The sequence below is a fragment of the Lysobacter sp. Root690 genome (genome assembly GCF_001427785.1).
Classification (GTDB): Bacteria; Pseudomonadota; Gammaproteobacteria; order Xanthomonadales; family Xanthomonadaceae; genus Lysobacter.
In genome coordinates, this window is record NZ_LMHM01000001.1 from 881,285 (window position 1) to 902,810 (window position 21,526).

Annotated in this window: 17 protein-coding genes; 8 read left to right on the top strand and 9 right to left on the bottom strand. The window is 66.8% G+C overall.

Annotated elements, in window-relative coordinates:
* Window positions 1–52 precede the first annotated feature (52 nt).
* From ASD86_RS03810 to ASD86_RS03825, 4 genes are all read right to left on the bottom strand, one after another.
* Entirely contained in the window at window positions 53–400 is a 348-nt protein-coding gene (locus ASD86_RS03810) for a metalloregulator ArsR/SmtB family transcription factor (RefSeq protein ID WP_056106925.1), read from the bottom strand.
* Window positions 390–848 (bottom strand): SRPBCC family protein, encoded by a 459-nt coding sequence (locus ASD86_RS03815; protein WP_056106927.1) that lies wholly within the window; start codon window positions 846–848, stop codon window positions 390–392. Before ASD86_RS03815 ends, ASD86_RS03810 begins: the two co-directional genes overlap by 11 nt.
* 122 nt (window positions 849–970) lie before the next feature.
* A complete protein-coding gene (locus ASD86_RS03820) occupies window positions 971–1,405 on the bottom strand; it encodes a hypothetical protein (RefSeq protein ID WP_056106930.1) in 435 nt (144 codons plus the stop codon).
* 84 nt (window positions 1,406–1,489) lie between these two features.
* On the bottom strand, window positions 1,490–2,002 hold the full coding sequence (locus ASD86_RS03825; protein WP_056106932.1) for a hypothetical protein: 513 nt from the start codon (window positions 2,000–2,002) through the stop codon (window positions 1,490–1,492).
* Window positions 2,003–2,758: 756 nt separating this feature from the next.
* On the opposite strand from ASD86_RS03825, the gene ASD86_RS03830 reads away from it, so the two are divergent.
* From ASD86_RS03830 to ASD86_RS03840, 3 genes are all read left to right on the top strand, one after another.
* The gene (locus ASD86_RS03830) at window positions 2,759–3,457 is read left to right on the top strand and encodes a response regulator (RefSeq protein WP_056106934.1); all 699 of its coding nucleotides are present in this window, start codon (window positions 2,759–2,761) and stop codon (window positions 3,455–3,457) included.
* Window positions 3,458–4,822, top strand: coding sequence for an ATP-binding protein (locus tag ASD86_RS03835; RefSeq protein ID WP_056106936.1), 1,365 nt, complete (start codon window positions 3,458–3,460; stop codon window positions 4,820–4,822).
* Window positions 4,823–4,910: 88 nt separating this feature from the next.
* Window positions 4,911–5,402, top strand: a complete 492-nt coding sequence (locus ASD86_RS03840; RefSeq protein ID WP_157476091.1) for a hypothetical protein — start codon at window positions 4,911–4,913, stop codon at window positions 5,400–5,402.
* Between the two features lie 58 nt (window positions 5,403–5,460).
* On the opposite strand, the gene ASD86_RS03845 is transcribed toward ASD86_RS03840, so the two are convergent.
* On the bottom strand, window positions 5,461–6,090 hold the full coding sequence (locus tag ASD86_RS03845) for a TetR family transcriptional regulator (protein WP_162253606.1): 630 nt from the start codon (window positions 6,088–6,090) through the stop codon (window positions 5,461–5,463).
* A gap of 911 nt (window positions 6,091–7,001) precedes the next feature.
* On the opposite strand from ASD86_RS03845, the gene ASD86_RS03850 reads away from it, so the two are divergent.
* The 3 genes from ASD86_RS03850 to ASD86_RS03860 all read left to right on the top strand — a co-directional run bounded on the left by ASD86_RS03850 (window position 7,002) and on the right by ASD86_RS03860 (window position 14,084).
* Window positions 7,002–11,009, top strand: a complete 4,008-nt coding sequence (locus ASD86_RS03850; protein ID WP_056106942.1) for a non-ribosomal peptide synthetase — start codon at window positions 7,002–7,004, stop codon at window positions 11,007–11,009.
* A 10-nt stretch (window positions 11,010–11,019) separates the two neighbouring features.
* Entirely contained in the window at window positions 11,020–12,435 is a 1,416-nt protein-coding gene (locus ASD86_RS03855; RefSeq protein WP_200957183.1) for a glycosyltransferase, read from the top strand.
* 377 nt (window positions 12,436–12,812) lie between these two features.
* A complete protein-coding gene (locus tag ASD86_RS03860; RefSeq protein ID WP_056106944.1) occupies window positions 12,813–14,084 on the top strand; it encodes a patatin-like phospholipase family protein in 1,272 nt (423 codons plus the stop codon).
* 273 nt (window positions 14,085–14,357) lie between these two features.
* Here ASD86_RS03860 and ASD86_RS03865 read toward each other — a convergent pair whose 3' ends face one another.
* On the bottom strand, window positions 14,358–16,031 hold the full coding sequence (locus ASD86_RS03865; RefSeq protein ID WP_056106946.1) for a phosphoethanolamine--lipid A transferase: 1,674 nt from the start codon (window positions 16,029–16,031) through the stop codon (window positions 14,358–14,360).
* Window positions 16,028–16,855: a phosphatase PAP2 family protein gene (locus ASD86_RS03870; RefSeq protein WP_235567644.1), complete on the bottom strand. Its 828-nt coding sequence runs from the start codon at window positions 16,853–16,855 to the stop codon at window positions 16,028–16,030. Before ASD86_RS03870 ends, ASD86_RS03865 begins: the two co-directional genes overlap by 4 nt.
* Window positions 16,856–17,267: 412 nt before the next feature.
* On the opposite strand from ASD86_RS03870, the gene ASD86_RS03875 reads away from it, so the two are divergent.
* Both ASD86_RS03875 and ASD86_RS03880 read left to right on the top strand, forming a co-directional pair.
* Window positions 17,268–17,978 carry a response regulator transcription factor gene (locus ASD86_RS03875; protein ID WP_056106948.1) on the top strand — a complete coding sequence of 237 codons (711 nt, stop codon included), beginning with the start codon at window positions 17,268–17,270 and terminating at the stop codon, window positions 17,976–17,978.
* Window positions 17,962–19,284, top strand: a complete 1,323-nt coding sequence (locus tag ASD86_RS03880; RefSeq protein WP_082578022.1) for a HAMP domain-containing sensor histidine kinase — start codon at window positions 17,962–17,964, stop codon at window positions 19,282–19,284. Before ASD86_RS03875 ends, ASD86_RS03880 begins: the two co-directional genes overlap by 17 nt.
* Before the next feature lie 181 nt (window positions 19,285–19,465).
* Here the strand turns inward: ASD86_RS03880 and ASD86_RS03885 are convergent, their stop codons facing one another.
* On the bottom strand, window positions 19,466–20,362 hold the full coding sequence (locus tag ASD86_RS03885) for an EcsC family protein (RefSeq protein WP_235567645.1): 897 nt from the start codon (window positions 20,360–20,362) through the stop codon (window positions 19,466–19,468).
* Window positions 20,363–20,510: 148 nt separating this feature from the next.
* Window positions 20,511–21,467: an ADP-ribosylglycohydrolase family protein gene (locus tag ASD86_RS03890; RefSeq protein ID WP_056106950.1), complete on the bottom strand. Its 957-nt coding sequence runs from the start codon at window positions 21,465–21,467 to the stop codon at window positions 20,511–20,513.
* Between the last annotated feature and the right edge of the window lie 59 nt (window positions 21,468–21,526).

A 21,526-nucleotide genomic window follows, 5' to 3' on the forward strand; every position in this document is an offset into this window, starting at 1 on the left:
AGTCGATTGATCCGGTACGACCGCATGCGCGGCACGGATCGGATCGGACCGCTCAGCCCTCGACGAACGCCTGCAACCGCAGCAACGCCTGTTCCCATTGCCCGGCGATGCTCTCCAGCGAACGCCGCGCCTCATCGATCTGCGACGGTTCGAACTCCCACAAGCGCTCGCGCCCAACCTTCAGATCGCGCGCCAGCCCGGCTTCGGCCAATACCTGCAAATGCTTGGTCACCGCCTGCCGGGTGATCTGCGTGGTCGCGGTCAACTGCGCGATCGAGAACGCGCCGCCCGCGCACAGGGCCACCACCAAGCGCAGCCGCGTTTCGTCGCCGAGCGCGCCGAACACCCGCGCCGACTTGCGCAGCGCGGGCGCCTTCAACGCCGCCGGCTTAACCGACATAGCGTTCGATGTTCCCGATCTGCTCGTCCCAGCCGCCGGAATTCATCCGGAACGCCTCTTCGCGCCGCGCCGCCGGCACCTTGTCGAAGCCGGACTCGACCGTGCGCAACAGCGTGCCACCCTCGACTTCTTCGAGCGTGAACTCGACCAGGGTCGGCTCCTCGGTGGAGTAATCGACCGCCGGATCGACCGCATACGGATGCCAGTTGAACGAGAACAGCCGCTGCGGCTGCAATTCGCGCACAGTCACCTGCATCAGCAGATGCTCGAAGCCCGGATAGGTGATTCTCCCCTCGGTGACTTCCCCGGGCACAAAGCGTTGGCCCTCGAACTTCACGCCGAACCACTGGCCGAAGGACTCGGCATCGGTCAACGCATGCCAGACCTTGGCGCGCGGAGCCTTGAGCAGGATCTGGCGTTCGATGCGATCGGTGGATGATGTGTTCATGACAGGCAACCTCCTGGGTGCATTTGGTATGCGGCATGCTGCCACGGCCAAAATGCAACCGTCAAGTTGCCTGTTTATATTTACCGATCGAATCGTTGGCCCGTCTATCAACGTATCCGACTTCAACCTACAGAAATAGTCTTGTCTACGCCAAACCTCACGCCCGTCAGCCGCACCGAGCGCGCGACCGTCGCCAGCTCCTCGGGAAGCTCGTCGCAGTGAATCGCAGCGGCGGGAATCGCCATCAATTCGTAGGCATCGAGGTGTCCGGAACCTCGGCTTATGTCGGTCCAGTCGTACACATACAAGCCCCGGCTCGCCAGGTCGATGTAGGAGTCCGGTCGCGGTACCTTGACCAGCATCTTGACTCCCTCGCGGTCCCGGATGCTCATGTCCAAGACCCTGGGTTCGACTTCGACGACAGGGAAGAACTCGGCGTTCAACGCCGCACTCGCGATCGGCCCTTCACCCGCGGTAATGAATATGCCGACATTTCCCTGATCGTCGGACGCGATCCAGCCAAAATCCTTGGCGTGCGGATACGCTTGCTGATTCATATCGCTCCTTGTATGTGAATCATTGGCCGGGTCATAACCTTGCAGGAGAAACCGGCCCTGTCGGGCCCGAAACCGCGCGAACGCTCAGAACGGCCACTTCCTGCCTACGATCTCGTCAATCGAATGGAACTTCCCGTGATCGTGTTGATTGAAGTGTTCCACATGCTTGTAGGCGCTGGCGCGCGCAAGCCCGAGCGTGCGCTGCAGTTCTGCGTTGAGGTAGGCGAGGGTCAAGCGCAAATGACCGGCCTCCATGTCGATGCGCGCTTGCCCGTCGTCGAGATAGCGCGCGATCTTGCGCAACACATCGTTCGCCATCGGGAAGAACGAAGCACTGACGACCGGATCGTGCCGGAACTGATTCATCAACTTCAGCCGCAATAGACGCGGCGCTGAACCGAGCCGATCGTCCGCATCCAGGTGGATACCGCGCCAGAAAAAATCGCATACCTTGCCGGGTACCGCGCTGTGCTCGCGCAGATAGTCCGTCAAAACGTGACGTGGATGGCCGGAGGCCCGATGCAGGGACAGATCGACCTGGAGCAGGTAGGCGCCCAGACCGATGACGACCAGGCGATCAACTTTCTGGTGCTTCATGCAAGCCGCCTCCTTGGCAATCAGGTACTCCGAATAAAGAATCGGATCCAGGCGTCTGGGACATTCTTCGCCGCCAGATCCTGTCCATGGCGTCGTTCTCCGGATCGGTTGATGCATCGAGCGCGCCGCCGCGGCTACATAGCATGACGGCCGCGAACACAGCAAGCGCAGGCCGGAACTCCGGGCGAGCGGGCATCGGCCAGTGCGCGATCGTCAGGTCAAAACCATTCGGAGCGAATATCGCCTCATGCTCGCGGCGCACGCCTGATCGATGGCGCCCGCCGCACCATCGGCAAACTCGCCAGCCCAGCCGCTCGGCAAGCGCATAGATACCGGAACGCGGATCGATCTCGCGACGCTCGCATGACGTTTGTCATCGATCGCCACTGCACCGCGCCAGATCGCCGGCATCCCATCAATGCGAGCGTCACGCCGCATACAATGCGCAGATCTCCACGCACCGTGGACTCGCAACTACGCCTGCATCAAGGTTTGCAACCCAATCGCCGCTGCCGGCATCTCCATTATCAACTCCCCCGCCAGACCGATACTGGATGCCCCCACCGCCGCGTCACCGATACGATGGACAGTCGTCCGGCTCGTCCCCTCGACGCATCGTCCGTTGTCTGCGTTCGCGCGATCGTTGGTCTGCCCGCATGCCGAGCAACGGCGAGTTGTGCGTCGGATGTGTTTGTTTGTATTGCCCCGACCGACCGCACCGGTCGGCGCTACCATGCCGGCTCGCATGAGGTGGCCATGAACAAAGTCCTGCTGATCGAGGACGACGCCCGTCTGGCCGGGTTGATCTCCGAATATCTGCAACGCTACGACTTTCAGACCCGCGTGGTGCTGCGCGGCGACCAGGCACTGACCGCGATCGAGGCCGATCCGCCCGATGTGGTCGTGCTCGACCTGATGTTGCCCGGCATGGACGGCTTCGATGTTTGCCGCCAGATCCGCAAGCAATCGGATTTGCCGATCGTGATGCTGACCGCGCGCGCGGATCTGTTCGATCAGGTGACCGGGCTGGAAGTCGGCGCCGACGATTACGTGCTCAAGCCGGTGGAACCGCGTCTGCTGCTGGCGCGACTGCGCGCGATCCTGCGCCGCAGCCAGGCGCAGCCGCAGGCCGCGATGCCGTCGCTGTTGAGCTACGGCGGGTTGCAGATCGATATGAGCGCGCGCCAGGTGTATTGGCGCGGCGAGGAGATCGACCTGAAGACCGCCGACTACAACCTGTTCGTGATCCTGGCCCAGGCCGCCGGCCGCGTGCTCAGCCGCGACGAACTGCTGCGGCGCTGGCGCGGCATCGGCTTCGACGGGGTCGATCGCACCGTCGATGTCAGCATCTCGCGGCTGCGCCGGCATTTCGCCGACGACGCGCACGAGCCGCGCAAGATCAAGACGGTGTGGGGACGCGGCTACTTGTTCAGCCCGATCGCCTGGGAGGATTGAATGCTGCAGATGCTGGTGCGGCTGTACCTGACCGTGGCCGGCTTGCTGCTGTGCTCGTTCCTGTTGGTGCAGCAGGTGTTTCCGTATGTGTTCCCGGACCAGTACGGCGAATCGGCGCGGCAGGAATTCGTCGGCGAACTGGCCTTGCTGCGCGAACGTCTGGCCGGGGCGAGCGGCGATGAACTGCGCGCCCGCGTCGCCGCGCTCAACCGCGTCACCGCCGATCGTTACCGCCTGCTGCCGCTATCGGGGCTGAGCGCATTGTCGGCGCAGGTGCGCGACGACCTGCGCCGGTCCGACACCGCCAGCGACCACGGCAACAACGATCATCATCACGTCTACCTGCGCCTGCACGGCGGCGAGGTGATCCAGATCGGCTACGACGAAGGCGATTTCCCGATCCGCTACATCGCCTACTTCACCGTGTTCACGATGGTGCTGTTGGGGCTGATGATCTGGCTGCAGCCGCACTGGCGCGACCTGGAGCGCCTGCGCGACGCGGCCGCGCGCTTCGGCGACGGCGACCTGAGCGCGCGCGCGCGATTGCGCGGCGGCTCCTCGATCCGCCAGCTGTGCATGTACTTCAACAACATGGCCGACCAGATCGGCCGGCTGATCCAGTCGCAGCGCGACATGGTCAATGCCGCCTCGCACGAGTTGCGCACGCCGATCATGCGGCTGGAGTTCGGCCTGGCGAATCTGGCCGACACCGTCGACGACCGGGTCGCGCGCGCCCGCGTGCATGCGCTGCGTTGCGACGTCGAGGAGCTCGACCTGCTGGTCGGCGAATTGCTGACCCTGGGCATGATGGAGCGCAACGGCCCGCTGCCGACCCTGGAGCATGTCGACCTGGGCGCGCTGTTGCGCGCGTCCACCGGGGTATCGGCCGAGGAACTGCGGATTCGCGCGACCACGATCGAATGGGCGATCGCGACGGGCCTGGAGCAGATCGCGGTGGAGCCGCGCAGCCTGGCCCGCGCGTTCTCCAATCTGATGCGCAACGCTTTGCGCTATGCCGACAGCACCATCCGGGTCAGCGCCGAAGGCGACGGCGCGGCCTGGCGGCTGATCGTCGAGGACGACGGCGTGGGCATTCCGGTCGAGGACCGGCGCCGGGTGTTCGAACCGTTCTACCGCCTGGACCGCAGCCGCGACCGCGCCACCGGCGGCTTCGGCCTGGGCCTGAGCATCGTGCGCCAGGTGATCGAACGCCACGGCGGCGACATCCAGGTCGACGGCTCCGCCCTGGGCGGCGCGCGTTTCGTCGCGCGCCTGCCGCGCCATCAGCCGGGCCCGTGGGCGGGCCGCAACCGGGGCGAGGGCGAGGATCTGGACGAGCTGGAGCACTCTTTCCATATTCAGTGACCCTTTTTTGCCGCAAGCGGCGTTATTCGTTACGCAAGCTCCCTTTACCGCCCTACCGGCTTCCAGGATGGAACCCCAAGGACATCTCATGCATATGGATATGAATGCGTTCCGCGACGACACCCGCCACGACGGCGGCGCCACCGAGTTGCTGTTCGACGACGTCGAGTCGCAGGTGCTGGACCTGGCCAATCAGGCGATCGGCTACCTCGCCAGCGAACAACCCCGCCAGGCCGCCCAGCACTGGGCACGCGCGATCGCCCTGGCCGACGCTGGCCTGCCCGGCGATGAAATCCGCTTCTGGTTGCGCAGCGGCGTGGCCGAGGCTTATTTCCAATTGGGCAACGACGCGGCCTGCATCCACGCCGCGCGCGAGGCGCGTGCCTGGTGCCTGCAACAGCAGGCGCCGCTGGCGACCCTGCTGCTGGGCCAGGCCTTGCTGCGCAGCGGCCAGGTCGATGCGGCGCTGGACGCGCTGCGCGAGGCGCGCTCGCTGATCGGCGCCGGATTCTTCGAAGCGCTGGACCCGTCCTTGCGCGACAGCATCGCCGATCTGCTCGCGCAGACCCGCGCGGCCTGAGCGGCGCGCGCCGCCTCAGCCGCAACCGGCGAACGCCACGATGCGTACGCGACGCGGTTCAGAACCGCGTCCACCACTGCACCGAGCGTTCGAAATAACCGATCAAGGTCTGGCTGAGGCGCTGCCGGTCGGCCGGTTCGCCGCTGGCGATCACCCGGTCGACCGCGCTGTGCATCGCGGTGAAGAAGATCACCGCGGTCAGGCGCGGGTCCGGCGCGACCCACACGCGCGCGGCGATCCCGCCTTCGAGCAGCTCGACCAGCCGCTCGATCACCGGGTTTTCCTGCCAGGCGTGGCGGTCGTGGCTGCGCTGGTCGTGAAAGACCACGTCGTGCAAGGCGACGTGATCCAGGTAACCGTCGACGCCGGTGCGCACGAAGGTACGCAGGCGCGCGCTCCAGTCGCCCGGCGGGCAGCGCGCCATCGCTTCATCGAGGTGCGCGCAGTAATCGCTGACGAAACGATCCTGCATGGCCTGCAGCAACTGCTCGCGGGTGGCGTAATGCCCGCGCGCCGCGCGCGCCGGCAGGCCGGCGGCGGCGGCGATGTCGGCCAGGCCGACGCGCTCGACCCCGCGCTCGATGAACAAGCGCTCGGCGGCGTCCATCAACGCGATCGCGGCGGCGGGCGACTTGGGCGATGCGGACGGCGGCGAAACGGCGAGCGCGGACGACCGGAACGTCGCCATCGGGGCATCCATCAAATGAGAATGGTTCTCATCATAGCCGATTCGCCAATCCCGTGCTGGGCCCGGCCGGGCCGCCCGACACCATCATGCCCGGACAGACATCCGCGCTTCGAATTGCCGATCGATAACGAACCGATTTTCCCGCGTCGATAAATTTTTCACCGTTGCTCACCAACGTTTGCGACGTCGATCGATATTCGCATGAGACAAATCCATTCGCGCGCGAGAAAACCGATCGGCGTTCGCCGGAAACAAATCCGAAATCATCACAACCAATCCGTGAACTTCAACGCGCTTGCGAGCGCGCGAAGAAACACGCGATTTTTCAGGGAAAAACGCGACGCACGACGATCTACCTGGATTATTCGCGACGCAGTCGATGACCGTATAAAAAGCTTCACATATCCGTCTTGTGATCCGGCTCTCACCGCACGCTTCGTAAATACTCGACTTGTGATCCGGCTCTCACCGATCTCGATGGACACGGCCTGAGCGCTCGGGGATATTGATTCCGCAGGTGACGAACGGCACTGCCGATGTGTCACTTGCGAATGACCCGCTTTGGAAGCGAGCCGCTTTTTCGCACGCTGCGCTCTGAAGATGCATCGCCTCCCGAGCACGCGCCACGCAGGACCGTCAGCACACCAATAAGAACTCAGGCCCACCGTAAGCGCGCAAGCGCGCCGGAACCCGCCTTCGGCGCGCAAGCGCGCTGGATGCATACGGACAGGGTCATGCCCAAGCGCGCTGCGCTCAGGCCATGGCGGTATTTGAATCGCGACACATGGAGAGGGGGCCACTCGTAACAACGAGCTGGCCGCAGGCTCGCGCGCGTCGAACACACGCGCCGTCGGACAGCGTCCGCCGGCCGTCGGCGGCGTGCGGCCCCACGGTCGCTCAAAGGAAGCGCAATGAACGAACTCCATACCCCCGGCCTGCCCCTGACCACCGCCCAGCGCGGCCTGTGGGTCGGGCACAAACTCGCTTCGGTCGAAGCCACGTTGAACATCGCCGAAGCGGTGGAGATCCACGGACCGATCGAACCGGCCCTGTTCCTGCGCGCGTTGCGTCAATTCACCCAGGAGGCCGAAGCCACCCGGGTGCGCATCGTCGAGCAAGGCGGACTGCCTTATCAGATCGTGCGCGAGCACTACGAATTCGATTTCCCCTACTTCGACGTCAGCCAAGACGCCGACCCGCGCGCCGCGGCCGAGCGCTGGATGCAGGCGGAAATCGTCAAGCCGGTCGATCTGGTCCACGACCCGCTGTGGGTCGGCGCGCTGTTCAAATTCGCCGATGACCTGTTCTGCTGGTACCAGCGCGCGCACCACACCGTCTACGACGGCTTCAGCGGCGGCATGGCGGCCAAGCGCATCAACGAACTGTATTGCGCCTACCTCGACGGCCGCGAGCCCGAGCCCAGCGACTACGGCACGTTGGCCTCGCTGGTCGAGGCCGAGGCCGGCTATCGCCAGTCCGAGCGCTGCCGCCGCGATCGCGAGTACTGGCTGGAACAACTCGCCGACCTGCCCGAAGCGGTGACGCTCGCGCGTCGGCGCGTGCGCAACAACGGCGGCCTGCGTCGGGTCAGCGGGCATGTGCCGGAGCATGCGCGCGAGCGCCTGTCGCAGATCGCGCGCGATTGCGGAGTCAGCCTGCCGCAAGTGCTGATCGCGCTGATCGCGGCGTATTACCACCGCGCCAGCGGCGCCAACGACCTGGTGTTCGGCATGCCGGTGACCGGGCGCGTCAATCACGCGTTGCGCAACACCCCCGGCATGGTCGCCAACGTGGTCGCGATCCGTCTGGCGATGCGTCCGGACATGGGCATGAGCGAGTTGTTCGGACAGGTCTCGCGCGTGGTCAAGTCGGCGCTGCGCCATCAGCAGTACCGCTACGAAGACCTGCGCCGCGATCTGGGCCTGGTCAACACCGACCAGCACATGGCCTGGCTCGGCATCAACATCGAACCCTACGATTACGGCAGCTTCGGCGGCCACCGCGCCAGCGGCCGCAACCTGCACAACGGCACCGCCGAAGACCTGACCGTGTTCGTGTTCGACCGCCTCGACGGCAACGGGCTGAGCTTCGATTTCGACGCCAATCCGACCTTGTATCCGGCGGCCGAACTCGACGAACACCTGCGCCGGTTGATGCGCCTGATCGACGCGGTGCTGGACAATCCCGATGCGACCCTCGGCGCGATCGACATCCTCGGCCAGGACGAGCGAGAACGCCTGCTGCTGGGATGGAACGACACCGACGCGCCGTTGCCGGAAGCCACCGCGCTGGCGCAGTTCCAGCAGCAGGCCGAGCGCACGCCCGACGCGATCGCGGTCATCAGCGGCGACACCAGCCTGAGCTATCGCGAACTCGACGAAGGCAGCACGCGCCTGGCCCAGCGTCTGATCGCGCGCGGCGTGCAGCCCGGCGCGATCGTCGCGATCGCGCTGCCGCGCGACGAGATCCTGATCGCCGCGTTGCTGGCGGTGTGGAAGGCCGGCGCGGCCTACCTGCCGCTGGATCCGGAAGCGCCGATCGAACGCATCGCCATGACCCTGGACGATGCCGCGCCGAGCCTGCTGCTGACCACGGCGAATTTCGCCGACGCGTTCGGCGCGCACGGCGTGCCGTTGTTGTTCGCGCACGAACAGGACGAACGCTACGACGCCGATGCGGCGGCGGCGCTGCCGCACACCCACGCCGATGCCGACGCGTATCTGATCTACACCTCCGGCTCGACCGGACGGCCCAAGGGCGTGCGCGTGAGCCAGGGCAACCTGAGCAACTTCCTGCTCGCGACCCAGCGCCTGTTCGCGCCGACCTCGGCCGACCGCTTCCTGGCCCAGACCACGGTTGCGTTCGACATCGCCTGCTTTGAGCTGTTCCTGCCGCTCAGCGTCGGCGCGCGGATCGTGCTGACCACCGCCGAGGTGATCCGCAATCCGCTCGCGCTCGGCCGCCTGATCGCCGAACACGCGCTCAACTTCGTCCAGGCCACGCCGTCGCTGTGGCGCATGCTGCTGGCCAATCCCGACGTGCGCCTGGACGGCGTACACGCGTTGTCGACCGGCGAAGCGCTGCCGCCGGAACTGGCCCAGCGTTTGATCGCCGCGGCCGCGCGCGTCACCAATCTGTACGGCCCGACCGAAACCACGGTGTGGGCGAGCGCGATCGAACTGAGCGCGCTCGATGTCGCCGACGGCGCCGCGCCGCCGATCGGCCGGCCGTTGCTCAACACCCGCGCCTACGTGCTCGATTCGCAGTGGCAGCCGGTGCCGACCGGCAGCGTCGGCGAGTTGTACATCGGCGGCGCCTGCGTGGCCCAGGGCTATCTCAATCGCGACGATCTGACCGCCGAGCGCTTCATCGCCGATCCGTTCGCCGGCGACGGCGCGCGCATGTACCGTACCGGCGACCTGGCGCGCTGGCGCGACGACGGGGTGATCGAATACCTCGGCCGCGCCGACCAGCAGGTCAAGATCCGCGGTCATCGGGTCGAATTGGGCGAGATCGAAACCCTGCTCGGCGCCGACGACAACGTCGCCGACGCCGCGGTCGCGCTGCACACCGACGCCGCCGGTCACGCCCTGCTCGCCGCGTACGTGGTGCCCGCGCCCGGCGCGCGGCTCGACAGCGACGCGCTGCGCCGCCGCCTGGCGTTGAAACTGCCCGACTACATGGTGCCCAGCGTGTACACCGAACTGGCCGCGTTGCCGCTGAGCGCGAGCGGCAAGCTCGACCGCAAGGCGCTGGCGCCGCCCGAACGCAGCCGCAGCGCGCGCTACGTGGCGCCGCGCAGCGAGACCGAGCACAAGCTCGCGCTGATCTGGCAGCAGATCTTCGGCCTGGAACAGATCGGCGTCCACGACAACTTCTTCGAACTCGGCGGCGATTCGCTCAGCGCCGCCGAACTGGTCGCGGCGTTCCCGCGCCACTTCGGCAGCGAGTTGTCGCTGGGCGCCTTGTTCGAAGGCTCGACCATCGCCGGGCTGGCCGCGCATCTGGAACGCAACGGCGGCGAAAACGATCCGCTCGCCGGCCTGCTGTCGCTACGTCCGTCCGAACGCGACCGGCCGCTGTTCTGCATCCATCCGGTCACCGGCTTCAGCTGGTCGTACGCCGGCATGCTGCGCCACCTCGACGACATGCCGGTATACGCGTTGCAGTCGCGCGGATTGCGCGGCGGCGGCGCCCTGCCCGGCAGCATCGAGGAAATCGCCGCCGACTACATCGCGCAGATGCGCAAGGTGCAGCCGTACGGGCCGTACCGCTTGCTCGGCTGGTCGCTGGGCGGCCTGATCGGCCACGCCATCGCCGCGCAGTTGCAGGCGAACGGCGAACGGGTCGAGTTGCTGGCGATGATGGATTCGTATCCCTTCGTCGCCGACAACGCCGATGCCAGCGAAGCGCAGCAGGCACTCGCCGTGCTCAAGTTCCTCGGCTTCCACCAGCGTGCGCGCGAAAACCCGCCGCAGGACATGCGCGGGCTGGCCGATCTGCTGTGCCAGGAATACGAGGTGTTCTCGATTCCCTTGGTGCAGGAAATCATGAAGGCCGATACCCGACTGATCGAGAACGTCGCCGCGGTGACCCGCAACAACCTGATGCTCGCGCGGCGCTACCGGCCCACCGCGATCGACGCCGACGTGGTGTTCTTCAATGCGCGGCTGAAGGAACACGTCGACCTCGACGGTCTGCTGCATTACCACCCCAAGGCCTGGCAGCCCTTCGTCGGCGGACGCATCGACGTGCACGACATCGACTGCCATCACCAGAGCATGCTCGAGCCGCGCGCCGCCGCGCACATCGCCCGCCTGCTGCGCGAGCGCCTGCAACCGCCGCAGGCCGAGCCGCAACGGCTGGAATCGCCCGTGCCGACGGCCACCGCGCCGCGCGCCATCGCCGCTTACTCGTAAGGAGACGCACGTGTCCGCACCGACCTTAGCCATGCCCGCCGCCGGCCCGGCCGCCAACGATCACAGCGTCGACGGCCCGGTCCAGCCCGGCGCGATCGTGATCTTCACCGTTGGCACCCAGGGCGACGCCCGCCCGTGCATTGGCCTGGGCCAGGCGCTGCATCGCGCCGGTTATCCGGTGCGCATCGTCACCAGCGACAACTTCGCTCCGCTGGTGCGCGAGGCCGGACTGGAGTTCTGCGCGATCAGCGCCGACTTCAGCGATCTGCTGACCAACAACCCCGAGACCGTCGACAAGGCGCTCAATCCCTGGTTCCTGGTCAAGCACACGCGGGCGAAATTCGCCGAGTGGGCGGCGACCTGGGCCAAGGAAGCGCGCCCGGCCTGCAAGGGCGCGGCGCTGCTGATCGGCACCGGCATCGTCACCCAACTCGCCAAGGCGCTGGGCGAAGCGGAGAACGTGCCGTTCCTGCAAGCGCATCTGCAGCCGTTCACGCCGTCGCGCAAACTCTCGCCGCTGTCGTTCTGGTCCAAGCGCGAGTTCCCCGGCTGGGCGAACATGGCGCTGTTCTCGGTGATGAAGCTGCTGGCCTGGTACACGCTCAAGCCGGCGGTCAACGGCGCGATCCGTCCGCAGCTCAAGCTGCCGCTGTATCCGTGGTACGGGCCGTACTTCGACAAGGACCCCGAACGCATGCGGGTGTTGTACGGCTACAGCCGGCACATCCTGCCGCGTCCCGACGACTGGCCCGAACAGGTCTGCGTCACCGGCAGCTGGTTCCTCGATCAGGCCGGCGAATGGCAGCCGCCGCAGTCGCTGACCGATTTCCTGGCCGAAGGCGAGAAACCGATCTACATCGGCTTCGGCAGCATGCTCGCGAACAACGCCGAAGCCTTCACCGACATCGTGGTCGACGCGGTGCGCCTGAGCGGCCGTCGCGCGGTGCTGGCGACCGGCTGGGGCGGCCTGCGTCGCGAACCGGGGCGCATGGACGACCAGATCTACGTGATCGAAGCCGCGCCGCACGACTGGCTGTTCCCGCGCATGGCGATGGCGATGCATCACGGCGGCGCCGGCACCACGGTGGCCGCCGCGCGCGCCGGCATTCCGTCGGTGTTCGTGCCGTTCTTCGGCGATCAGCCGTTCTGGGCGCGACGCATGAACGAACTGGGCGTGGCGCCACCAGCGCTGGACCGGCGCACGGTCGACGCGCAGCAGATGGCCCAGGCGATCGCGCAGGCGCTGGAGCCGCAACGCGTCGACGCCGCGCACGCACTGGGGGAAAAAATCCGCGCCGAGAACGGCAACGCGACCGCGGTGCGAACCTTGGGGGAGTGGGGCCTGCTGCCGCCGTTGCGCGGCAGCCACGAGGCGGCGACGCCGGCCACCGCGCCAACCAGCGAACCGCTGGTGCAGGTGGCCTGAGGCGAACGCGCCGGCCCGGGCGTGAGCGCTGCGGCCTCTCTCATGGCGTGAGGGAGGCCGCAGCGCGGCGAGGACAACGCGTTACCCGTCATGCCCTGTAGGAGCGGCGCGAGCCGCGACCGCGAAACTTGGCTGACGACGCCACTTCATTGCCGCGTCGCGGCTTGTGACCGAAGGAAATCCAGCAGGACGCCGCTCCTACAGGGAGCATCGGCACATCGCCGCCCCCCTTTTAGCCCCTCTCCCGCTTGCGGGAGAGGGGTTGGGGTGAGGGCCACACGACACCTCGAAATCGCAGCCTCAGCGACACCCCTATCGCAAAATAACCGGCTGCCAGCGCGATCCCCAACCGCGCCGCAAACCGTGAGGCGTCCGCGATGAAAAGCACCGATGTCGAACTCGAACGTCTGCGCATCCGCCGCGAGGCGCTGCGCGCCGAACTGGCCGCCGACACCAGTCGCGCGAGCGAACGCGAAGGCCGCGCGCTGTGCCTGTCCGGCGGCGGCTACCGCGCCGCGCTGTTCCACCTGGGCTCGCTGCTGCGGCTGCACGAAACCGGCCTGCTGGCCGGCATCACCTTATTCAGTTCGGTCTCCGGCGGCAGCATCGTCTCGGCCTGGCTGGCCTGCCGTTACCTCGACACGCGCACCTCCCGCGACGAATCCTTCGCCGCCTGGAGCGACCGCATCGATTTCCGCGCGACCGTGGTCGAACCGTTCCGCGCCGTCGTCGCGCGCGACCTGCGCACCTGGCCGGTGCTGGCCACCCTCGCCCACAACTGGCTCGTGCCCTCGCACCGCATCGCCCTGCTCGAACATGGCTATATCCGCGCGCTCGGCGAACGCACGCTCGACGATCTTCCGGATGCGCCGGCATTCGTGTTCTGCGCGACCGACCTCACCTTCGGCGTGAACTGGGAATTCTCGCGCCGCCGGGTCGGCGACTACCTCGCCGGCTATCTGCGCGACGGCGCACAGCGCACGCGCCTGAGTTGCGCGGTTGCCGCCTCGTCGTCGTTCCCTCCGGTGTTCGGCCCGGTGCGCTTCGAAGCCGCGCCCGGCGACTACCAGCGCGGCAATTACCAAGGCGACGACGCGCCGTTGCTGCGCGCGCGCATCGAACTCAGCGACGGCGGCGTGTACGACAACCTCGCCACCGAACCGAGCCTGCGCCGCTACCGCGAAGTGCTGGTGTCCGACGCGGGCGGCCCGTTCGTGTTCGAAACCAAGCGCTGGTGGCTGCAAAAGCTGATGCGCTACACCCAGGTGATGAGCAATCAGGCCGAAGCGCTGCGCAAGCGCCTGTTCTTCGGCCAGGCCGGCAGCGGCGCGATGATCGGCGTGTATTGGGGCCTGACCGGCGACCGCGACGAAGGCGCCGACGGTTACAGCCCGGCGCTGGTGCGCGATGTGATCGGGCAGATCCGCACCGACCTCGACCGCTTCCTTGATCCGGAGTTCGAGGTGCTGGTCAATCATGGCTATTTCGCCTGCGTCGATGCGTTGTGGCGGCAGGACGATTGGATTTCGCCGAATACGCAGGCCGCGACGTGGCCGTACCCGCAACGCGCCAATGAGAGCGAGGTGCGGCGATGGTTGCGTTATAGCCATCGGCGCGTGTTGCATCGGCGCTGGTGGGGCGCGACTTGATTTGCTTGGCTGGCTCGGTGATGCGGTAAGTCGTTGCCTCGAGTCAGACCGCTTTTGCTGGTCATTCCCGCGAAACGGTCTCTGCTTTACTTCGGTGAAACCGAATATTCAGCGACTTCAGGCATTCTCGCACGAAAGGCACTGGATTCCCGCTTTCGCGGGAATGACGGTCGGGGTGGATGACGCCGAAAGCAGTGGATATTCGGTTTCGCCGAAGTAGAGCAGAGCCCGCCTTCGCGGAAGCAACGAGCAAAAGATATTTCGAGCCGCCGCCTATCCCTTCGCCACAGCCCTGCCATCGCACGGCGCGAACAAATCCAGCCGCTTCTGATACACGCCGGTCTCCACCTGCATCAAGCCCAGCACCGAGTGGAACAGGTTGTCCTGGCTCGCCGGCCTGGCGGCTTCGTCGCGCAGACAGCGCAAATCCAGGCCGCGCGCCGCGCTGAAGCCCGGCGAGAACCACATCAACATCGGCACCCGGGTCTGGGTCTTGGGCGCGATCGCGTATGGCACGCCGTGCAGGTACAAACCGTTCTCGCCCAGCGACTCGCCGTGATCGGACAAATAGATCATCGCGGTATCGCGCGAACTGTCCTGAGCCAGATACCGGATCGTGCGCGCCAGGAATTCGTCGGTGGCCAGCACCGCGTTGTCGTAGGCGTTGACGATCTGCTGCTGGCTGCACTGGCCCAGTTCGCTGGTTTCGCAGGTCGGGGTGTAACGACGCAGGCGCTGCGGATAGCGCAGGTAATAGCTTGGGCCGTGATTGCCGAGCTGGTGCAGGATCACCACCGCGTCGCCGGGCTTGGCGTCGATGCGCTCGCGCAGACCTTGCAGCATGACTTCGTCGAAACAGCCTTCGGTGGTGCAGAACTTGGGGTCGGTGCCGTGTTCGAACGACTCGAACGCCAGATCCTTGCACACGTTCTTGCAACCGGTCTGGTTGTCGCGCCACAGAGTCTGGATGCCGGCGTACTCGAGCACGTTGAGCAGCGACTCCGAGCCCTGGATGCGGTCCTTGTTGTAATTCTCTCGGCCGTACGGCGAGAACATGCACGGCACCGACACCTCGGTGCTGCTGCCGCATGCGGTCATGTCGGGGAAGTTGATCGGTGCGATCCGCGCCAGTTCCGGCGTGGTCTGGCGCGCGTAACCGTTCAAGCCCCAGTTCTGCGCGCGCACGGTTTCGCCGACCACGATCACCAACAGGCGCGGCTTGCTGCCCACCGGCCGCGCGGCGGCGCGCGCATCGGTGCCGATCGGCATGCGTCCGCGCACTCGCGAGGCCGAGTCGTCCAACGCGACCCGGGTCAGCGAGACCAGATAATTGGCCGGCGTCACCAGATGGCGGATTTCCTTGTGATTGCGCAGCAGCGAGGAAATGTCCTGATAGGAACCCAGCAAGGCCAGTGCGGCGATCACCAGCGAGGCGAGCAGCAAGCCCACCCGGACCAGCATCGCGCGGCCCAGCGCGCGCGTTTTCAGCCGCACCCGCCACAACAGCGATGCGGGCAGCAGGCCGTACAGCAGCACCGAAAACAGCATGCCGCCGGTGATCAGCTCGCGCGATTCCTTGGTGTCGGACTGCAGCACGTTTCGGATCATGCCGGTGTCCATGTAGACGCCGTAGTTGCTCATGAAATAGGCCGCACCCGCGCTGACCAGCAGCAACACCGTCAGCAGCGGCTTCACTGTCCATCGATTGAGTAATAGGCCCAGCAGCAGGAAGGTGATCGCCACCACCGCCACGAACACGCATACCGCGACCCAGGCGCCGTGCGCGCCGCTCAGTACGCCGGTCGCCGAGGTCGCACGCCAGAACGCGCTGTTGGCGCATAGCGCGAAGTAGACGCTGGCCATAAGCACCAGCGCGTCGACGCCGAATTCGGGCCGGTACGCGAACCACGCCGGCCAACGCAACTGGGTCCGTGCAATGACATTCATCGCGCGGCGCCTCCCGGCAGCGGCAGCGCATCGCGCACGGCCATCGGCGCCTCGCGCGTAACCATCGCCAGATACAGCGCAAGCGCGACGAACCAGCTGATCGCCAGGGTCCACACGTCGTGCGAAAGAAAATGCGCGCCGCGCAGTTGCTGCGCGAAACCGAACAGCAGGCCCAGCCCCAGACCGATCGCGAGCCCGGCCCAACGCAGGCGTGGGCGCAGCATCATGAAAAAGAAGTACAAGGCGACCCAGGCATAACCCGCGCTGGCGTGGCCGGCGGGGAAACACACGCCGCGCGCGAGCGCGGCCGGTCGCGCGTCGAACAAGCCGAAGAACTCGCGGTCGCCGCCGTAGCGGGCCAGGTCCCAGGGGCAGTCCATGTTGGTCAGCGACTTGAGCCCCGATGCCAGCACGATCGCTATCAGGGTCGACAGCAGCAGATACGCCAGCGGCCGGCGCCACTGCGCCAGGGCCGGACGGCTCCGGGCGAACAGCCATAGCGCGAACACGCCGATCCACGCGGCGGTGCTGGCGTCGCGGCCGAAGCGATGGATCACGTGCTCGGTCAGGAACGCGTTCTGTAGGCTCCAGTGCCCGCCCTGCCAGGCGTAGAAGCGATCGGCGAGCCAGAAGTCGCCGCCCAGGCCCATGCTCAGCAACGACAGCGCCAGCCATGCCAGCAGCGGCCACAGCGCATGCCGCAGCAGGAACATGCGGGGCAACGGCACGGACGACAGCACATAGGACGACGGCTGCGGCGCGAAGCCGGGCAAGGCAGGCGAAGCGGCCACCGTCGGGCGGGGCCAGGAAGCGGAACGGTTCATCGACGGCAGCGGGCTCGAAGGCGATCAGGGAACCGGTGCAACACACGGACGTCGTGGAACCGGGTGCGGCGATGATCGAAACGGTGCTGTCGGAGCGCGGTCGGAGCGGAGTTGCGGCTTCGTTAAAAGCACTTGGGGCGCGCAAGGGATGTGGCTGATCGTTCAGCCTTGGGCGGCGACCGGACCCGCTTGGCTGAATCTCCGCCAGATTCCGACAAGGTTCCGACGCTTGCGGCCGCAAGCTGGCGGTTTGGTTCGACGCCGCCGTCGGCGACGACCCTCGTCGGCCCTGGTCGAGACTGTTCCAATCCAGACTGCTCCGATCCGGACTGTTCCGATGCGGGAACCCCGGCGGCCCCGCGGATGGGGCACTATCGCAATCGCCGCTCCCGCGGCATGGAGAACCCGGCGCATGCGCCTGTTGGTGGTGGAAGACAACCGCAACCTGGTCGCCAACCTCTTCGATTATTTCGAAGCGCGCGGCTACACCCTCGATGCCGCCCCCGACGGCCCGACCGGCCTGCACCTGGCGGTGACCCAGCGTTACGACGCGATCGTACTGGACTGGATGCTGCCGCGCCTGGACGGGCGCGAAGTGCTGCGCAGCCTGCGCGAGGAAGCCGGCTCGGACGTGCCGGTGCTGATGCTGACCGCGCGCGACGAACTGCCCGACAAGATCGCCGGTTTCCGCGCCGGCGCCGACGACTACCTGACCAAGCCCTTCGCCCTGCCCGAACTGGAAGTGCGGCTGGAAGCGCTGGCCGCGCGCGCCGCCGGCCGCGGCCGCAGCCGGGTGCTGCAGGTCGCCGACCTCAAGCTCGACCTGACCACCCTGGAAGTCAGCCGCGGCGGTCGCGCACTGCACCTGTACCCGGCCTGCCGCAAGCTGCTGGAGGTGCTGCTGCAGTCCAGCCCCGGCGCGGTCACCCGCGAGCGCCTGGAACACGCCTTGTGGGGCGACAGCCCGCCCGACGGCGACATGCTGCGTTCGCATATCTACGAATTGCGCCGCGCGGTCGACGGTCCCTATCCGGTCAAACTGATCCAGACCTTGCCGCGCGTGGGCTACCGGCTCGCGATCCCGCAGGCCGCGGACACCGCGAGCGATGACGACGCCGGCTGATTCCATTTCCAACGGCACCGCGACCGCCACGCCGAGCGCGCGCAACCCGCGCTCGAGCCTGCGCAATCGCATCCTGCTGGGGTTGTTCGGCTATACCGCGCTGCTGTCGATCGCGGTGGTCGTGCAGGGCGTGATCGTCAACGAACACGCCGAGCATCTGGTGTGGACCTCGTTGATGGACACCGAGCTCGACCATTTCGTCGAGCGCAGCCGCCTTGATCCGGATTACCGCTGGACCGACACCCCGGCGCTGCACCTGTACGACGACGCCACCCGCCCGCCGCCGACCGAACTGCGTTCGCTGGAGCCGGGCGTCCACGACGAGATCGTGGTCCACGGCACCGAGTATGTCGCGCTGGTGCGCGACGTCGACGGCCGCCGCCTGACCCTGGCGCTCGACATCGACGACATGGAACATCGCGAGTTCGATCTCGCCCTGACCATCGCCGGCTCGGCGATCACCACCTTGCTGCTGCTGTGCGCGGTGATCGCCTGGGGCGTGCACCGGCTGGTGCGGCCGCTGAGCAACATGGCCCGGCGCATCGGCACCCTGCAGCCCGACCGCGCCGGCCAACGCATCGACGTGCCCGAGTCGGCGAGTTCGGAACTGGTCGTGATCGCCGACGCGGTCAACGATTACGTCGCGCGCCACGACCGTTTCGTCGCGCGCGAACGCGCCTTCATAGACAGCGCCAGCCACGAGCTGCGCACACCGATCGCGGTGATCGCCGGCTCGACCGAAATCGCGCTCGACCAGCCCGACCTGTCGCCGGCCACGCGCAACCAGCTCGGCCGCATCCACCGCACCGCGCGCGATGTCGAGCAACTGATTTCGCTACTGTTGGTGCTGGCCAAGGACCCCAAGCGCCTGACCGCGAGCAGCGACCGGTTTTCGCTGGATCAGCTGCTGCCGGAGATCATCGAGGACCACCGCCACCTGACCCGCGACAAGGACCTGACCATGGTGCTGGCGCCGATGGCGCCGTGCGAGATCGTCGCGCCGCTGCCGATCGTGCAGGCCGCGATCGGCAACCTGCTGCGCAATGCGATCGAGAACAGCGACCGCGGCGAGATTGTCATACGCCTGGAAGCCGAGGCCACCGTGGTGATCGAAGACCCGGGCCACGGCATGACCCCGGAAGAAATCAGCGAGATCTACACCCGGGTCGCGCGCGGCGGCCGCGAAGGCGGCGGCATCGGCCTGGACCTGATCTCGCGCCTGTGCGAACACCTGGGCTGGAACCTGCGCTTCGACAAGGCCGAGCGCGGGACGCGCACGACCCTGGTGCTGCGCGGCAGTCAGTGAGGCGTTCGGGTTCGACGTAATCCGGGAATAAGCGTGGGGCTGAAGCCGCTGTCACACGAGCCGCATCGCATTGCCTGATGCCGACGCGAAGGTCGGACGTCTTGCGCGCAACCTCTGCGAATCCCCAGCGTTCATTGCGAGAGAGACTCCAGCGCCGACGCCACGCGTGAGGATCGACGCGTTACTCGCCGCCGTGCTCCAACACAGGCAACGCGCCCTCGCCCGCCTTGACCTGCCGGTACGCCCGTTCCACCGCTTCCGCGCCGTACTTGCGCTCCAGCCGCTTGACGATGAAATGCCCGCGCGCCATGTCCTGGTAGTGATTGGTGAACAGCACATTCATCGTCGCCGCGGTCGCCGCGCCGATCACCGGCACCAGTTGCGCGGCGGTCTTCTCGGTGATGATCACGCCGAAGCGCGTGGCCACCGCATCGATCAGCTTGGCCATCCACGCCGCGCCCTGCTTCTTGGCATAGGCATGGGTGACCTGTTCCGCGCCGCGATGCCCGGCCAGATGCACCAGCTCGCGCGTGGCGTTCTTGGTCAGTTCCGACAACACCCCGCGTGAGGCGTAATAGCCCGACTCCGACGCATCGTCGTCCTTGCTGTTGCCGCCGAACGCGAACACCTCCACGCAGGCCGCCTGCACCCAGGGCTCGGACACCGAGAAGCCTTCGCTGCGGGCGATGTCGGCGACCGAGCGCATCATGATCACGGTGGTGACCGGCAGCTCCAGAGTCAATCCGAGCGCGCCGAACATCCCGCCGGCCACGCCCGACGCCGCCGCGGCGAGTTTGTGGGTCTTGGTCGACGAGCCCTTGTTCGGCACGTCCTTGACCGTCCACAGCGCCGCTGAGGCCGCCTTGTGCAAGGCCGCGTGGACGGTCTTCTGGATGCCGCGATGGGCGAACTTCGGCAGCTTGGACATGCCGAATTCGATCGGCGCCCCGGCCAGCGCGGCCATGCGCGCGGTCAGCGACGGGGTTTCCAGCAACGCGACCGCGCGCTTGAGGTCGGATGCGTCGCGCGCATCGTCGAAGAGGTTCGGTCCCTGCTCGCTCATATCCATCTGGGTCATGTCGCTTCGCTCGCTCCTGCCGCACGATGCCGCGGCCGGACGGCCTGGGCCTGTGAAACATAGGGACGATGCATGAGTACGGCAAGGTCGGCGTCCGCGTCCGCTCGATGGCCGTCAAGGCGAAACCTGATTGGCTGGTGGCCGCGTTTTATTCGTGACCCGCTTTCGCCAGCAGTCGATCCAGCAATGGCTGGTACAACGCGCCTCCGCGCAGCCCGGTGCGCCAGCGTTCGGGTATCGCGCCGATCCCCTCGCGCAGTCCGGCTATCCCACCGGCGATGCAGGCCGTCGTATCGGTATCGCGACCCAGCCCGATGGCGGCCCGCACCACTTGCTCGTACGTCGGCAGCGACGACGCCCACAGCGCCGAACGCAAGCTGTCGACCACATAGCCCGAACCGTGGCCGATGGCCTGCTCGTCCGGCCGCAACGACCACTCCAGTTCTTCAAGCGCCTGCGCGTTATCGACCCATAGCGCGCGCAGGGTCGTCACCGCATCGCGCCACGGATCGTCCACTGACTGCAATATCCGCCGAGCCCACAGGCAATACAGCGCGCAGCACACTTGCGAGCGCATATGCCCGTGAGTTACCCGCGACTGCAGTTGCGCATCACCTACCAGCTCGGCATCGCTACCCCGGTGCCACAGCGCCAGAGGCAGCGAGCGCATCAGCGCGCCATTGCCGTGGCTGCTGTGCTCGCCATCGCGGTGCCCGGCGGCCAACGGCGACGCGCCGTCACGCAGCGCGAGCAAGGCGCGACCGGTCGCTACGCCGACATCGAACACCACGCCATCCACGGCCAGATGCCCGTCGTCGTACCAGCGCACCAGACGGCGCCCAAAGTCATCGACATCCAGACGATCGCATTCGAGCAGGGATTCAAGCAGACACAGCGCCTGCGCGCCGTCGTCCGACCACGTGCCCGGCTGGATCGCCTTGTGCGAGCGATCGAATCCAGGCGGCGGCGTGTATTCGATATCGTCGGCGGATGGAATCTCGTGCGGCGGATGGAATTCGTAGGGCACGCCCAGCGCATCGCCCACCAGCAGGCCGACCAGCCCACCGGCGATACGATCGCGTCTATCGCGTTGTGTCGATTCCATCAGCGACGCCCCTGTTCCAAGTCGGTGCGAGCTCGATGCGCCGACGCTTCGCTCATCCG

Bases quoted from the DNA above. Each gene is read 5' to 3' on its own strand.
- ASD86_RS03875 (WP_056106948.1), top strand. From the start codon at position 17,268: ATGCGCCTGTTGGTGGTGGAAGACAACCGCAACCTGGTCGCCAACCTC.
- ASD86_RS03815 (WP_056106927.1), bottom strand. From the start codon at position 848: ATGAACACATCATCCACCGATCGCATCGAACGCCAGATCCTGCTCAAG.
- ASD86_RS03845 (WP_162253606.1), bottom strand. From the start codon at position 6,090: ATGGCGACGTTCCGGTCGTCCGCGCTCGCCGTTTCGCCGCCGTCCGCA.
- ASD86_RS03830 (WP_056106934.1), top strand. From the start codon at position 2,759: ATGAACAAAGTCCTGCTGATCGAGGACGACGCCCGTCTGGCCGGGTTG.
- ASD86_RS03865 (WP_056106946.1), bottom strand. From the start codon at position 16,031: ATGAATGTCATTGCACGGACCCAGTTGCGTTGGCCGGCGTGGTTCGCG.
- ASD86_RS03825 (WP_056106932.1), bottom strand. From the start codon at position 2,002: ATGAAGCACCAGAAAGTTGATCGCCTGGTCGTCATCGGTCTGGGCGCC.
- ASD86_RS03820 (WP_056106930.1), bottom strand. From the start codon at position 1,405: ATGAATCAGCAAGCGTATCCGCACGCCAAGGATTTTGGCTGGATCGCG.
- ASD86_RS03890 (WP_056106950.1), bottom strand. From the start codon at position 21,467: ATGGAATCGACACAACGCGATAGACGCGATCGTATCGCCGGTGGGCTG.
- ASD86_RS03870 (WP_235567644.1), bottom strand. From the start codon at position 16,855: ATGAACCGTTCCGCTTCCTGGCCCCGCCCGACGGTGGCCGCTTCGCCT.
- ASD86_RS03835 (WP_056106936.1), top strand. From the start codon at position 3,458: ATGCTGCAGATGCTGGTGCGGCTGTACCTGACCGTGGCCGGCTTGCTG.
- ASD86_RS03880 (WP_082578022.1), top strand. From the start codon at position 17,962: ATGACGACGCCGGCTGATTCCATTTCCAACGGCACCGCGACCGCCACG.
- ASD86_RS03850 (WP_056106942.1), top strand. From the start codon at position 7,002: ATGAACGAACTCCATACCCCCGGCCTGCCCCTGACCACCGCCCAGCGC.
- ASD86_RS03840 (WP_157476091.1), top strand. From the start codon at position 4,911: ATGCATATGGATATGAATGCGTTCCGCGACGACACCCGCCACGACGGC.
- ASD86_RS03810 (WP_056106925.1), bottom strand. From the start codon at position 400: ATGTCGGTTAAGCCGGCGGCGTTGAAGGCGCCCGCGCTGCGCAAGTCG.
- ASD86_RS03885 (WP_235567645.1), bottom strand. From the start codon at position 20,362: ATGACCCAGATGGATATGAGCGAGCAGGGACCGAACCTCTTCGACGAT.
- ASD86_RS03860 (WP_056106944.1), top strand. From the start codon at position 12,813: ATGAAAAGCACCGATGTCGAACTCGAACGTCTGCGCATCCGCCGCGAG.